This is a genomic window from Streptomyces solitudinis (assembly GCF_036323765.1).
In the GTDB taxonomy this organism is placed as follows: domain Bacteria; phylum Actinomycetota; class Actinomycetes; order Streptomycetales; family Streptomycetaceae; genus Streptomyces.
Genome location: NZ_JAZDCW010000002.1, coordinates 779,806 through 793,624, shown reverse-complemented (window position 1 = coordinate 793,624; position 13,819 = coordinate 779,806). Strand labels below are relative to the sequence as shown.

Below are 13,819 nucleotides of genomic sequence, written 5' to 3'. Positions count from 1 at the left end.
ACGCACGGCCGAGAATCCCGTCCATGGGAGGAACCATGACCGCCGAGCCCACCACCTCGTGGCCCGTGCCGCCGCCTGACGGTTACACCGTGGACGACCTGCTGACGTTGCCCGACCTCCCGCCGCACACCGAGCTGATCGACGGGAGCCTGGTCTTCGTGAGCCCGCAGCGCAGTTTTCACACGCTGGCGATGTACCTCCTGGAGAGCGGGCTGCGGAGTACCGTGCCGGAGACGTTGCGCGTGCGGCGGGAGATGACGGTTGTCATCGACAGGCGGCAGGGTCCGGAACCGGATCTCTGCGTCGTGCGCGCGGCGGCGGTCGCCACCGGGGAGGAGACCTTCTACCGCGCGCAGGACACCGTCCTGGCCGTCGAGGTGGTGTCGCCCGACTCCGAGCGGCGGGACCGCGACCGCAAGCCGCAGCTGTACGCCCAGGCGGGCGTGCGGCACTTCTGGCTGGTGGAGCGGGCGCGGGACGGCGGACGGCCGGTGGTGTACGTGTACGAGCTGGAACCGGCCACCGCGACGTACGTGCCCACCGGAATCCACCACGACCGGCTGAAGCTCACCGTGCCCTTCGACATCGACATCGACCTGACCGCCATCGACCGCCTGTAGCCGTCACCGGCGTGCGCCTTCGCGCGCGCCGTACTGCCGCTCGCGCCGCACCGCCGCTCAGGCCGTGCCGATCGCCTGCGGGTAGCGGAAGCCGCCGTCCGGGTCGCAGCGGCGCTTGACCTCGGTCAGCCGCCGGTAGTTGGCGCCGTAGTAGGCGGTGGGCCAGTCCGCGAGGCCGGGGTCGGGGAAGTTGACGTAGGCGGCCGTGGTGCCCAGGCGCAGGACGTCACGGCGGGTGGCGGGTGGCGGGTGGCGGGTGGCGGGCGGCACGGTGGACACGGGCGGCTCCCTGGGACGGCTCGTCCGGCACCGCGTCGTGTCGGCACCGAGCGCAGTCCTGCACCGCCGCCCGTCGCCCACCGGGCATGGTCAGCCGTACGGGCGGCGGCCGCGTGCCGCCGCCCGGCTCAGGCGGTGTGCCCTACGGATGTCATGGACCCATGACAACGCGTCATTCTGCGCGAGCAGTTGTCCGGCGGTGCGCTCGACGAACACGCGGCAGTCGGGACGTCCTCCGCAAGACGGCGTGGGCGGAGCTGGACGTCTGAGCGCCCGGCGGGCGGAGGCGGCGTCAGACCAGGCGGCGGGCGGTGGCCCAGCGGGTGAGTTCGTGGCGGTTGGAGAGTTGCAGCTTGCGCAGGACCGCCGAGACGTGGGACTCCACCGTCTTGACGGAGATGAACAGCTGCTTGGCGATCTCCTTGTAGGCGTAGCCGCGCGCGATGAGCCGCAGCACCTCGCGTTCGCGCTGGGTGAGGCGGTCCATGTCCTCGTCCACCGGCGGGGCGTCGGAGGAGGCGAAGGCGTCCAGCACGAACCCGGCCAGCCGGGGCGAGAAGACCGCGTCGCCGTCCGCGACGCGGAAGACGGCGTTCACCAGGTCCGTGCCGGTGATCGTCTTGGTGACGTAGCCGCGGGCGCCGCCGCGGATGACCCCGATGACGTCCTCGGCGGCGTCGGAGACCGACAGCGCGAGGAAGCGCACCGGGCTGGTGGCCGCGCCCATCAAGGAGGCGCAGCGGCGCAGCACCTCCACACCGCCGCCGCCGGGCAGGTGCACGTCGAGCAGGACGACGTCGGGGCGCGTCGCGGTGATGACGGTGACGGCCTGGTCCACGTCACCGGCCTCGCCGACGACCTCCACACCCGTCGTCGCGGTCTCGCCGATCTCCGCCTGGACGCCCGCCCGGAACATGCGGTGGTCGTCCACCAGCACCACCCGTACCCGGCGCTCCGGCTCCTCGCTCGTGCCGCCGCTCATCACGCTTCCGCCCTCTCCGTCTCCAGCTCCACCTCGGTGCCCTCACCGGGCGCGGTACGGATGCGGGCCGTACCCCCGTTGCGCTCCATGCGGCCGATGATGGACTCACGCACGCCCATCCGGTCGGCGGGCACCGCGTCCAGGTCGAAGCCGGGGCCCCGGTCGCGTACGGAGACGAAGACCGTACGGCCCTCCACCTCCGCGAAGACCTGTACCGCGCCGCCCCCGCCACCGTACTTGGCGGCGTTGACCATCGCCTCGCGGGCGGCCTGGAGCAGGGCGGCCAGCCGGTCGTCGCAGGGGCAGTCGCCCACGCACACCACCTCCACCGGCACGCCGTGCGCGTCCTCGACCTCGGCGGCCGTCGCCTTGACGGCCGCCGCGAACGTCTCGGGCTTCTCGTCGTCCTCGGCCGCGCCCGCGCCCCGGTAGAGCCAGGCGCGCAGCTCCCGCTCCTGCGCGCGGGCGAGCCGCGCCACCTCGCGGGCGTTGTCGGCGTTGCGCTGGATCAGGGTCAGGGTGTGCAGCACCGAGTCGTGGACGTGGGCGGCGACCTCGGCCCGCTCCTGGGCCCGGATGCGCATCAGCCGCTCCTCGGACAGGTCCTGCGTCATGCGGACGAGGTAGGGGCCCGCCAGCAGCGCGATACCCACGAGCACCGCGAGCGACGCCTGGAGCACCGCACCGAGCTGCCGCCCGGAGCCCTGGATGACGACGAACCCCGTCACCCCGACGCCGACCAGCAGCACGCCCGCCGCGCTGCGCGCCAGCGGCAGCAGCCGGTGCCGTCTGCCGACCCTGCTCCAGTGCGCGCGCCGGGCGTTGTCCGCCTGCCGCCACACGACGGCCACGCCGACGCCCATGAGCAGCAGCGGCCACACGTAGGCGTTGGCGTAGCCGAACTGGAGGTTGTCGCCCGGCACGACGAGCGCGGTGACCAGGACGATGACGGCCAGGAGGTACCCCTTGCCCGGACGGCCACCCGGCCACCGCGCCCCGTCCCGGCGGCCCTCCGCCCGGACGGGCGGGGCCTCCACGCCGCCCGCCCCCAGCGGAACCACGAACCAGAACACCGCGTACAGCAGGGCGCCCAGGCCGCTGGTGAAGAACAGGACGACGAAGACGACCCGCACCCACAGGACGGGCAGCGCCAGGTGCCCGGCCAGGCCCCGCGCCACGCCGCCCAGCCACCGGCCCTCGGAGCTGCGGTACAGCTTGCGCAGGGACGGGGCGGCCTCGACGGGCGCGGACGCGGGCGGGGCGGTGGTCATGCTGCGATCGTCACACGCCGTGCCCGGGACCGGCATCAGGGTTGACCCCGACAGCGACCCGGAAGGCGAAGTTCAGGGTCGCCTCGGGGACCGACCCGGATGCCGGACGGGCCGCCGTCCGGTCAGGATGGGGGCATGACGAACGAGGAGCCCGCGGACGCCGGTCCGCACGGCGCGCGGGACGGCGGCGTCCGCACGGCGGACGGCGGCGCCCCGCGGGCGTCCGCCGATCCGGGGCCGCGGCACGCGGACGACGGCGGTCCGCGCGCCGCGCCGGCCGTGGGGCGGCTGGAGCGCCACCGGCGGCACAAGGTCGTCGCCGGGGTCTGCGGCGGCCTCGGCCGCCACTACGACGTGGACCCGGTGATCTTCCGCGTGCCCGTGGCGGTGCTGTCCGTCGTCGGCGGCCTCGGGCTGCTGCTCTACGGCTTCGCCTGGCTGCTGCTGCCGCCGGAGGGCGAGGAGGAGAACGAGGCCAGGCGGCTGCTGTCCGGCCGCGTCGAGGGGTCCTCGCTCGCGGCGGTGCTGTGCGCGCTGGCGGGCAGCGGGCTCCTGCTCGCCGCCCTCGGCAACGGCGGGCGCAGCGTCACCTTCTCGCTGATGGTGCTCGGCGCGGTGGGGGCGGGCGTCCACTGGTCCCAGCGCCGGCACGCCGCCGAGGCGCGGGAGTCCTCCGAACCCGCGCCGCACGCCCCGCCGGAGGCGCAGGCGCCACCCGTGCCGAGCACGCCGTCCTGGTGGCGGGAGCCGGTGTCCCGGGACACCGGGTACCTGTGGGGCCCGGCCGACGCCCCCCGCTTCGCCGCCCACCCCGCCGCACCGGCCGCGCAGGGCCCGCCGCCGCCCGCGCCGGTCGAGCAGGAGGCCGTGCCCGCGTGCCAGGGCAGGCGCCTCGGCTGGATCGTCCTGCCCACTGCCCTGGTCGCCGGGTGGCTGGGGACGGCGGCGGCCTGGAGCACCGGCTCGCTGTCCACCGCCCTCGTCACCGGGCTGAGCTGCGCACTCGCCGTGCTGGGGCTCGGGCTCGGCATCAGCGCCTTCGCGGGGCGGACCGGCGGCGGCACCATCGTGGCCGCCCTCCTCACCGCGGGCCTGCTGACCGGGGCGGCCGTGCTGCCACAGGACATCTCGACCTCCTGGACGGACCGGGCCTGGGCACCCGACGCGCCCGCCGACGTCCGGCCCGTCTACGAACTGGGCAACGGGGTGGCCCTGCTCGACCTGACGGGCGTGAACCTCGCCGAGGGGCAGACCCTGCGCAGCGGGGTGCGGGCCGGGGCCGCCGAGGTGCGGATCATCGTGCCGGAGAACACCACCGTCGCCCTGGAGCTGGACCTCAAGGCAGGCGGCTACCGGCTGCCGCCGGTGACGCCGAACCCCGAGGGAACCGGCCAGCAGGGCGGCGGCTTCCGCGTGGACGAACGGTTCACCCTCGCCCCGCGCGGCGACGCGGAACCCGGCGGCAGGCTGGAACTGCGCGTCGAACTGACGGTGGGCGAGACGGTCGTGGAACAGGCCGTCGTCGAACCCGCCGGGCCGCGGGCCGCCGGCGCGGAACAGGCAGCCCGGTGACCGGCCGCCGCCGGTTCGAACCGGCCCGGCTGGTGCTCGGCCTGACGCTGCTGGGGCTCGCCGCGCTGCACCTGCTGCGCGCGCACGGGCCGCTGGCCGACGCGTCCGCGCCGCTGCTGGGGCTGCTGCTGCCGGGCGCGCTCGCGCTGGCCGCGCTCACCGCCGTCGTCACGCACCTGGTACGCCGCCGCCCCCGCCACCGCCCCCTCGACCGCTGACGCCCCGCTGCGGGGTGGTGTTCAGGCTTCGGATTCCGCCGGTTCGTCGTCGGCGGTGAACGCCGCCGTCCACAGGGGGAGCAGCCAGTGCGTCGCCAGCAGGGCGGCGAGGGTGCTGCCGACGCCCCACACCGGTACGCCGCCGGCCTGGTGCCAGACGTACAGGCCGGGCAGCGCCAGTGCGATCAGCAGGAGCTGCGTCCGGTGCGCCGCCGTGTGCACGCGTCCGCGTTCCGCGAGCTGCCGCTCGTCCAGGGCCCGGGACCGCAGTTCCAGCAGTCCCCGCGTGGCGAGGTTGAGCATGCCGGTGCACAGGCACCACAGCAGCGTCAGGCCCGCTATGGCCGCGACCCACCACAGTGAGGAGGAGCGGAACAGCGCGAGGTGGGCGGCCCCCAGGGCCACGGTCAGCGCGACGTGGACGAGGACGGTGGCCCGGCGCCGGGGCCGGGTGGCGCACCACTCCCGGGCGCGCGCGTCGTTCATCCTGCTGAGCATCCGGCGGTCGTAGGGGGTCAGCTGCGTGGTCATGTCGTCCTCCTGTACACCTCGTCCGTGAGCGGCGTGAAGGCCTCCAGCGAGAAGAGCGCCTCGACGGGCAGCCCGAAGTACGCGGCGATGCGCAACGCGAGGTCGAGGCTCGGGTTGTACTGGCCGCGCTCGATGTAGCCGATCGTCTGGTAGTGCGCTCCGACGGCCTCGGCGAGTGTCTGGCGGGACACCTTCCGCTCCGCCCGCACCACCGACAGTCTGTTGTGCACCTGCTCGCTCATGTATAAGAACTACTACATTCTCGCGCACTCTGGCAACGGGCGGGTGCGGGTGCGGGCTCAGGCCGGGCGGGTGGCGGCCGCGAAGGGGAGGACGGTGAGGGGGTCGAGGCGGACGGGGGAGCCCGGGCGGGGCGCGTGGATCATGTGCCCGCCGCCGACGTAGAGGCCGACGTGGCTCAGCTCCTCGGTGAAGAACACGAGGTCGCCGAGGGCCAGTGCCTCGCGGGGGACGCGCCGTCCGGCGTCCGCCTGGGTGTACGTGGTGCGGGGGAGCGCTATGCCCGCGGCCCGCCAGGCGGCCTGCGTGAGCCCCGAGCAGTCGAACGCGTCGGGGCCCGTCGCGCCCCAGGCGTAGGGCCTGCCGAGCGCGGAACGGGCGTAGGCGACGGCCTGTGCCGCCCGCGCGCCCGGTACGTCGTCCCGGTCCTGGCCGGTGCCGTCCGGCCGGGGGAGGCGGGCGAGGAGGGCGCGGGCCTCGGTGAGCCTGCCGTGCGTGGTCCGCTGGTACGCCGCCGCCCACTGTTCGGCGGCGCGCAGCGCGTCGTCGGCCCGTGCCCCGGCCCGCGCCGCTCGCGCACCGGTCCGGGTGCGCAGCCGGACGCCCTGCCGGAGCAGCACGCCCAGCTGCCCGGGTATCAGCGGTGACCGGGCACCGGACCGACCGGAGGACGCGGACGCCGAGCGGCCGAGCCCGTTGCGGGCGGCCGGGGCGGCCGGGCCCGCCGGGGCGGTGGCGGGGGACGGGGCCGGAGGGCCGGGCGGGGGGCTGCCGGGGCCTGGGTGTGCTGCCATGGGCCGTGACGTTAGGGCGGGCCCCGCCCCTGCCCGCCCCTCTTGACCGCCACTGACCGCATCCGACCGTTCCGGGCCATGCCGGAACCGGTAGGGGTGGGATCGCAACCCGTCGTGCCCGGTTTCCGTCCGGAACCGACGACGTCGCGGAACCCGGCCACCGGAGGGCGCCGGGCGTCTCGCTACGCTCCGGTCATGGACGTCCTCATCAACCTCTTCGTCGCGCTGCACGTCATCGGTATCGCCGCGCTGCTCGGCGGCTTCCTCTACCAGATGAAGGCCATGGGCACGGGCACCGCGCGCATGCTGCCGGGCATGCTGCACGGCGCCCTGACCATGCTCGTCACCGGCCTGGCGCTCGTCGGGCTGAACCAGGCGGACGGCAACACCGTCAACAACGTCAAGATCGGCATCAAGCTCACCGTCCTGGTGGCCATCCTCGTCCTCGTCTACGTCAAGCGGGACGACGAGGCCGTGTCCCCGCCCGTCCTGGGCGCGGTCGGCGGGCTGACCGTGCTGAACATCGGCCTCGCCACGCTGTGGACGTGACGGCCGGATTCAGGGGCGCTGCTCGCGGCGGCGCAGCTCCCGGCGGTTCGGGTAGCGGATCTTCACGTCCCCCAGCGCCGCCGAGCCGGTGATCTCCAGGACGGGCGTGCCCGGTGCCGACGCGTCGGTCGCCTTGTTGCGCACGGAGCCGACGTAGGCGCGCACGCCGTGCGCCCGCACCGTCCAGCCCGGCGGGACGACGACCGTCACGTCGCCCATGCCCGCCTTGACGACGAGGTGCACCTCGGGCACCCGGCACTCTGCCTGGCTGAAGTCGATCCGGATGTCGCCCATGCGGGACGTGGCGGTGATCCGGCGCGGCACCTGCCAGTGGCCGGTCTGTGTGACGTCGCCCGCACCCGCCTTCAGCACCATCGGGGTGTCCGCCTGCGGACCGGGCGCCGGCAGGGCGCCGGTGGGCAGGTCGGAGACGAGGGGTTCCAGTTCCCCGTACGTCTTCGCGGCGAAGGCGCGCTCCAGCCGTTCCTCCAGCTCCTCCAGGTCGAGGCGCCCGTCGCCCGCCGCCTCGCGCAGCACCTCCGCCACCGCCTCCCGGTCCGCGTGCGAGGCGCGCAGCGCGGGGTCGCGGTCGGGGCGGGGCACGGGCGGGCGGTAACCGTCGGTCATGGACGCCAGTCTAGGAGCAGGCGTCCGGTCCGGACCCGTCAGTGGCAGACCCTAGACTCGGTAGGCGATGAGCAGCCTCTTCGACGACAGCTTCCTGGCCCGCCTCGACCCTCCGGGGGACGAGGAGCCGCCGCCCCCGCCCGAGGGCGCCTTCGGCCTGCCCGAGCAGCCGGGAGGCCCCGTCGAGGAGGTTCCGGACGGCCTGTTCACCGGCTCCTACGCGGGCGGCGGGCCCGAGGCGTACTACCGCGACGGCGCCCCGCGGCCCGTCATCGACCCGGAGGCGCTGCTCACCGGGCTGAACGAGCAGCAGCAGGCCGCAGTCGTGCACAGCGGCTCCCCGCTGCTGATCGTCGCGGGCGCCGGCTCGGGCAAGACGCGCGTCCTCACCCACCGCATCGCGTACCTGCTGGGCGCCCGCAAGGCGCACCCCGGCTCCGTCCTCGCCATCACCTTCACCAACAAGGCGGCGGGCGAGATGAAGGAACGGGTGGCGGAGCTGGTCGGGCCGCGCGCCCAGTCCATGTGGGTGTCCACCTTCCACAGCGCGTGCGTGCGCATCCTGCGCCGGGAGAGCAAGCGGCTCGGCTTCACCTCGTCGTTCTCGATCTACGACTCCGCCGACTCCAAGCGGCTGATGGCGCTCGTGTGCCGGGATCTTGACCTCGACCCGAAGCGGTTCCCGCCGAAGTCGTTCAGCGCGAAGGTCTCCAACCTCAAGAACGAGCTGATCGACGAGGAGGACTTCGCCGGGCGGGCCACCGACGGCTTCGAGAAGACGCTCGCCGAGGCGTACGCGCTCTACCAGGCGCGGCTGCGCGAGGCGAACGCGCTCGACTTCGACGACATCATCATGACCACCGTGCACCTGCTCCAGGCGTTCCCGGACGTCTCCGAGCACTACCGCAGGCGCTTCCGGCACGTCCTCGTCGACGAGTACCAGGACACCAACCACGCCCAGTACACGCTGGTCAAGGAGCTGGTCGGCGGCGGGACGGCCGCGGCGGCCGGGGACGACAGGGCCGAAGCAGCCGGCGGGCCCGAAGCAGCCGGCGGGTCCGGTGACGGCGGGGACGGGCGGCCGGAGCGGGCCGAGCTGTGCGTCGTGGGCGACGCCGACCAGTCCATCTACGCCTTCCGCGGCGCCACCATCCGCAACATCCTCCAGTTCGAGGAGGACTACCCGGACGCCACCACGATCCTGCTGGAGCAGAACTACCGCTCCACGCAGACGATCCTCAGCGCCGCGAACGCCGTCATCGAGCGCAACGAGAACCGCCGTCCGAAGAACCTGTGGACGCGGGAGGGCACGGGCTCGCGCATCACCGGCTACGTCGCCGACACCGAGCACGACGAGGCGCAGTTCGTCGCCGAGGAGATCGACCGGCTGACGGACGCGGGCGACGCCACCCCGGGTGACGTCGCCGTCTTCTACCGCACCAACGCGCAGTCCCGGGTGTTCGAGGAGGTCTTCATCCGGGTCGGGCTGCCGTACAAGGTCGTCGGCGGCGTGCGCTTCTACGAGCGCCGGGAGGTCCGCGACGTCCTCGCCTACCTGCGGGTGCTCGCCAACCCCGAGGACTCCGTCCCGCTGCGCCGCATCCTCAACGTGCCCAAGCGCGGTATCGGCGACCGCGCGGAGGCGATGATCGAGGCGCTCGCCGCCCGGGAGCGGATCGGCTTCCCGCAGGCGCTGCGCCGCGTGGACGAGGCGTACGGAATGGCGGCGCGCTCGGCCAACGCCGTCAAGCGGTTCAACACGCTGCTGGAGGACCTGCGCACGGTCGCGGAGTCCGGCGCGGGCCCGGCGACGGTGCTGGAGGCGGTGCTGGAGCGCACCGGCTACCTCGCCGAACTACAGGCGTCCACCGACCCGCAGGACGAGACGCGGGTGGAGAACCTCCAGGAACTCGCCGCCGTCGCCCTGGAGTTCGAACAGGCCAGGGACGAGGACGATCCCGGCACGCTCGCCGACTTCCTGGAGCAGGTGGCCCTCGTCGCCGACTCCGACCAGATCCCCGACGACGGTGAGGGCGAGGAGGGCACCGGCGTCGTCACGCTGATGACGCTCCACACGGCCAAGGGCCTGGAGTTCCCCGTCGTCTTCCTGACCGGCATGGAGGACGGAGTCTTCCCGCACATGCGGGCGCTGGGGCAGACGAAGGAGCTGGAGGAGGAGCGCAGGCTCGCCTACGTCGGCATCACCCGTGCCCGGCAGCGGCTGTACGTCAGCCGCTCCACGATGCGCAGCGCCTGGGGGCAGCCCTCGTACAACCCGGCCTCCCGCTTCCTGGAGGAGATCCCCGCGGAGTACCTGGACTGGCGCCGCCTCGGTGGCGCTCCCGGTGGCGGCTCCTCCCGGACGTCAGCCGCGGGGACGGCGGCCTCGGGGCTGTCGGCGGGCACGGCACGGCGCGGGGCGTCCGGGTTCGCCACCCGGCGCGTGCAGGACCGGCCGGTCGTCTCGCTCACGGCGGGGGACCGGGTGACGCACGACAGCTTCGGCCTCGGCACCGTCGTCTCGGTGCAGGGCAGCGGGGACCGGGCGGAGGCCACGATCGACTTCGGCGACGAGAAGCCCAAGCGGCTGCTGCTGCGGTACGCGCCCGTCGAGAAGCTGTGAGCCCGCGAGCCGCGCACGCCGGGTGAGCCGCGGGCCCGGGGTGCGCGGCGGGCCCTGCGCCGGGTGTGAGCCCTCCGGCGGCCGGGGTTACGTGGGGTCGAGGCCGTGCGAGCGGAACCAGGCCACCGGGTCCACGGCGGCACCGCCGGCGGGCCGCACCTCGAAGTGCAGGTGCGGTCCGGTGGAGTTGCCCGAACTGCCCGCGTAGCCGATGACGTCGCCCGCCTTGACCTGACCCGAGCGGATCTTGGAACTGCTCAGGTGGCAGTACCACGTCTCGGTGCCGTCCGCCGCGGTGACGACCACCATGTTCCCGTAGGCGAGGTCCCAGCGGGTGCTGACGGTGCCGTCGGTGGCGGCCTTGACCGGCGTGCCGTAGCTGACGGGGAAGTCGATGCCGGTGTGCACGGACATCCAGTTGACGCCCGCCTGGCCGTAGTAGGCGCTCAGCCCGTGCTGGTCCACCGGGAGGGCGAACTTCGGGCGCAGCGCCTCCTTGCGGGCGGCCTCCTTGGCCTTGCGCTTGCGCTCGGCCTCCTGGCGGGCCTTGAGGTCGATGCGCTCCTGGGTGCGGCTGGCCCGGTCGCCGAAGTCGCGCACCTCGGCGGACAGGCTCCGCAACTGGGTGTCCAGTTTGGTGTTGGCGACGGTCTCGGGTGCCGCGTCCGGCTCCGCGGCGGCCTGCGTGGGCTTGTCCTCCGAGCTTTCGGCGGCTCCGCCGACGGAGGCGGCGGCGATCCCGGCCACCCCCATGACGGCGACGGACGGCACGGCGACCGTCAGCAGGGCGGAGCGCTTGGGCTTCGCGGCGCGGCGGCGACCGCCGCGGGGGGAGGGCAGGGTGGCGGCGGACGGGGCGGTGCCCAGCTCCACCGGCTCGGACAGCTCCACGGATGCGAAGGCTGCCACGCCCTCGGGGGAACCCGGCGCTTCGTCCCACTCAGCCGCCTCGGCGGAACCGGCGGGCTCGTGGGCGTCCTTCGGTTCCGGCGACTCGTACCGGTCCGCGGGTTCGTACGCCTCCGCGGGTTCGTACGCCTCCGCCGGTTCTCCGGCCCACTGCGCCGGTTCCCCGGCCTGTTCCGCCGGTTCGGACGGTTCCGCCTGCCGGGCTCCGTCCCACTCCGGTTCCGCCGCGCCGGCGTGCGGGTGCGCGGTGTCCGCGTACAGCTCGGTCCCGTAGGCGGGGGTGTCCCAGTGCGGGGTGTTCTCGCCGGTCCAGCCGTAGTCGGGCTGGGCCGGGATGCCGGCGGCGAGGTGGCCGGTTCCGGTGGCGGCCCCGGCGGTTCCGTACCCGGCGTCGCCGTATCCGCTTCCGTACCCGGTTCCGTGCTCCTCCGCGTACCCGGTTCCGTAGGGGGCCGCCGCGAAGCCGCCGGTGTCGTAGGCGGGGGCGGCGGTGTCGTACGGGAGGCCGCCGGTGTCGTAGCCGTCGTAGGGCTGCTCGTGCCCCGGTCCGCCGGGCCCGTTCCCGTCCGCGTACCCGGGGGCAGTGTGGGCGGCGGGGCTGTCGGCGGGCGCCTCGTAGGCGGCCGTGGCGTATCCGTGAACCGGGTACGCCTGCCTCCCGTCCTGCGCGGTGTGCCCCGGCTGGGCCGCCAGGTCGCCGAACAGCGGGTCGTCGGCGTACCCCGTGGCCGTGGTGGCGTAGCCGTAGGTGGCGGCCTGCCCGTAGGGGTCCTCATAGCCGGAATAGCCGGGGACCCCGGTGCCGTTCGGGACGGTATGGCCCGACGGGGGACGGTCGTTCACCACCGACTTCTCTTTCGCCTCGGAGACAGGGGCTGCCAGAGCAGTGTCGGCGACTGTACCCGGCGGTATGCGACGCCGACAATCTTCCACAGGTTTTGACGCCGTGAAGTCCGGGCAGCAGACCGCTCTTTTGGTCTACTACGGGCGGGTAGGTCACGTCCCGTTCGACTGACGCGTTCGGCTACTCAGGCCACTTCGACGGCTGGGGCGCCGACGGGTTCCGCATCGTCCGCGCCGACGAGTTCGCGCCGGATCTGCGCGATCACGGCGCTGTGCACGGGCATCGCCAGGTGTCCGACCCCGCGGACGCGCACGCTGCGCCGCCGCAGGTCGGGGTGGTCGAGCCGGGCCGTCTCCACCGGGGCCATGACCTGGTCGTCCTCGCTCCAGAAGCTGACGAAGCGGGTCCGGCAGCCGGGCGCCGGACCGGCCAGCTCGGTGAGCAGGCCGGAGCCGGGGCGCATCTGGCGCACGAGGGGGTGCACGGACAGCGCGGGGACGGCGCGGGTTCCCGCGTGGGGCGTACCGAGGCTGACCAGGGTGTGCACGTGCGCGTCCCCGCCGAGCCGCTGCACGTAGTACCGGGCGATGAGGCCGCCGAGGCTGTGCCCGACCACGTCCACCGCGGGCTGCCCGGTGCGCTCGCACACGTCCGCCACGTGCTCGCCGAGTGCGGCGGCGGCGCTGCGGACGTCCCAGGTCAGCGGCGAGTAGTTGACGCAGGTGACGCGGTGCCACCCGTGCCGGGTGAGCGAGCGCCGCAGCAGGGTGAACACCGAGCGGTTGTCGACGAACCCGTGCACGAGGACGACCGGGCGCGGCCCGGGGAGGTCAACCGGCGGATGCGGCGCCGGGCGCTCGGCGAGCAGGCCGGTGGAGTACAGGGCGAGCCGCCCCGTCAGCACGGCGGCCTCCAGCGCGGTGGTGCGCACGGTGCCGAGCAGGCGCGGTATCCGCGGTAGCGGCGTCGTCATCGTGGCTCACCCCCGTCAGCCGCGGCGGCCCGCCGTGCGGAGTGACGCACGGGGTGCGGCGGCAGTCGTCCCGGCCGTGTGCCCGGGTTGCTCGTGTGCCGCCGGGCCCCGCGGTGTCCGGGGCGTCGGCGTCCTCGGAGCCCTCGGACGCCGTCGGTGCGGCTTGTGGTACTGGAGTTGTTGTCCCATGGTGTGATTTCCCCCTCTCCGCGCACCACGAAACGAAGGGGTGCGCGATGCTGGGGCGATAACGTTCGTTCACACCGGGGCCTCTCGGCGGGCCCGGAGCCGCAGTCAACGACGATGGAGGCAGTGATGGGTGTGTCGGGTCCGATCCGCGTGGTGGTCGCCAAGCCGGGGCTCGACGGCCACGACCGGGGCGCGAAGGTGATCGCCCGGGCCCTGCGGGACGCGGGCATGGAGGTCGTCTACACCGGGCTGCACCAGACGCCGGAGCAGATCGTGGACACCGCGATCCAGGAGGACGCGGACGCGATCGGGCTCTCCGTCCTCTCCGGCGCGCACAACACGCTGTTCGGCAAGGTGCTGGAGCTGCTGCGGGAGCGGGACGCCGAGGACATCAAGGTGTTCGGCGGCGGCATCATCCCCGAGGACGACATCGCCCCGCTCAAGGAGCAGGGGGTCGCCGCGATCTTCACCCCCGGCGCGACGACCACCGAGATCGTGGAGTGGGTCCGCGCCCACATCCGTCCCGTCGCCGCCTGACCGCGCCCGCCCCCGCCCCGCCCTGAGGAGGGCGCCCCGCCTGCGCGGCGCGCCCTCCCGG

14 protein-coding genes and 1 pseudogene are annotated in these 13,819 nt (G+C 74.2%); 6 read left to right on the top strand and 9 right to left on the bottom strand.

The genetic code is table 11. The features are described from left to right. Positions 1-23: 23 nt before the first annotated feature. Positions 24-620, top strand: coding sequence for a Uma2 family endonuclease (locus V1J52_RS07260; RefSeq protein ID WP_330138760.1), 597 nt, complete (start codon positions 24-26; stop codon positions 618-620). Positions 621-677: 57 nt separating this feature from the next. On the opposite strand, the gene V1J52_RS07255 is transcribed toward V1J52_RS07260, so the two are convergent. From V1J52_RS07255 to V1J52_RS07245, 3 genes are all read right to left on the bottom strand, one after another. Next, positions 678-899 (bottom strand): BBE domain-containing protein, encoded by a 222-nt coding sequence (locus tag V1J52_RS07255; protein ID WP_330138759.1) that lies wholly within the window; start codon positions 897-899, stop codon positions 678-680. 292 nt (positions 900-1,191) lie between these two features. Continuing rightward, positions 1,192-1,881: a LuxR C-terminal-related transcriptional regulator gene (locus tag V1J52_RS07250; RefSeq protein WP_330138758.1), complete on the bottom strand. Its 690-nt coding sequence runs from the start codon at positions 1,879-1,881 to the stop codon at positions 1,192-1,194. After that, positions 1,881-3,152, bottom strand: a complete 1,272-nt coding sequence (locus V1J52_RS07245; protein ID WP_330138757.1) for a PspC domain-containing protein — start codon at positions 3,150-3,152, stop codon at positions 1,881-1,883. The genes V1J52_RS07250 and V1J52_RS07245 overlap by 1 nt, the downstream gene beginning before the upstream one ends. Before the next feature lie 135 nt (positions 3,153-3,287). Here V1J52_RS07245 and V1J52_RS07240 point away from each other — a divergent pair, with 135 nt between their 5' ends. Beyond that, entirely contained in the window at positions 3,288-4,724 is a 1,437-nt protein-coding gene (locus V1J52_RS07240; RefSeq protein WP_330138756.1) for a PspC domain-containing protein, read from the top strand. Beyond that, on the top strand, positions 4,721-4,942 hold the full coding sequence (locus V1J52_RS07235; protein ID WP_330138755.1) for a hypothetical protein: 222 nt from the start codon (positions 4,721-4,723) through the stop codon (positions 4,940-4,942). The genes V1J52_RS07240 and V1J52_RS07235 overlap by 4 nt, the downstream gene beginning before the upstream one ends. A 21-nt stretch (positions 4,943-4,963) precedes the next feature. On the opposite strand, the gene V1J52_RS07230 is transcribed toward V1J52_RS07235, so the two are convergent. The 3 genes and pseudogenes from V1J52_RS07230 to V1J52_RS07220 form a co-directional block, all read right to left on the bottom strand. Then, positions 4,964-5,473 carry a hypothetical protein gene (locus tag V1J52_RS07230; protein WP_330138754.1) on the bottom strand — a complete coding sequence of 170 codons (510 nt, stop codon included), beginning with the start codon at positions 5,471-5,473 and terminating at the stop codon, positions 4,964-4,966. Continuing rightward, positions 5,470-5,715 (bottom strand): helix-turn-helix transcriptional regulator, encoded by a 246-nt coding sequence (locus V1J52_RS07225; protein WP_330138753.1) that lies wholly within the window; start codon positions 5,713-5,715, stop codon positions 5,470-5,472. Before V1J52_RS07225 ends, V1J52_RS07230 begins: the two co-directional genes overlap by 4 nt. Positions 5,716-5,772: 57 nt before the next feature. After that, a pseudogene (locus V1J52_RS07220) lies at positions 5,773-6,126 on the bottom strand (C40 family peptidase); the annotation flags it as partial. A gap of 576 nt (positions 6,127-6,702) precedes the next feature. On the opposite strand from V1J52_RS07220, the gene V1J52_RS07215 reads away from it, so the two are divergent. Further along, complete coding sequence (locus V1J52_RS07215) at positions 6,703-7,056, top strand: hypothetical protein (RefSeq protein WP_330138752.1); 354 nt, start codon at positions 6,703-6,705, stop codon at positions 7,054-7,056. 9 nt (positions 7,057-7,065) lie between these two features. Here V1J52_RS07215 and V1J52_RS07210 read toward each other — a convergent pair whose 3' ends face one another. After that, a complete protein-coding gene (locus V1J52_RS07210) occupies positions 7,066-7,683 on the bottom strand; it encodes a DUF1707 SHOCT-like domain-containing protein (RefSeq protein WP_330138751.1) in 618 nt (205 codons plus the stop codon). Positions 7,684-7,750: 67 nt separating this feature from the next. Between V1J52_RS07210 and pcrA the strand changes: the two genes are divergently transcribed. Then, the gene (gene pcrA / locus V1J52_RS07205; protein WP_330138750.1) at positions 7,751-10,306 is read left to right on the top strand and encodes a DNA helicase PcrA; all 2,556 of its coding nucleotides are present in this window, start codon (positions 7,751-7,753) and stop codon (positions 10,304-10,306) included. An 87-nt stretch (positions 10,307-10,393) separates the two neighbouring features. Here pcrA and V1J52_RS07200 read toward each other — a convergent pair whose 3' ends face one another. Next, positions 10,394-12,058: a peptidoglycan DD-metalloendopeptidase family protein gene (locus tag V1J52_RS07200; protein ID WP_330138749.1), complete on the bottom strand. Its 1,665-nt coding sequence runs from the start codon at positions 12,056-12,058 to the stop codon at positions 10,394-10,396. A gap of 185 nt (positions 12,059-12,243) precedes the next feature. Continuing rightward, positions 12,244-13,032 (bottom strand): esterase/lipase family protein, encoded by a 789-nt coding sequence (locus V1J52_RS07195; protein ID WP_330138748.1) that lies wholly within the window; start codon positions 13,030-13,032, stop codon positions 12,244-12,246. A 315-nt stretch (positions 13,033-13,347) separates the two neighbouring features. Between V1J52_RS07195 and icmB the strand changes: the two genes are divergently transcribed. Then, entirely contained in the window at positions 13,348-13,758 is a 411-nt protein-coding gene (icmB, locus tag V1J52_RS07190; RefSeq protein WP_330138747.1) for a coenzyme B12-dependent isobutyryl CoA mutase small subunit, read from the top strand. The last annotated feature ends 61 nt before the right edge of the window (positions 13,759-13,819 follow it).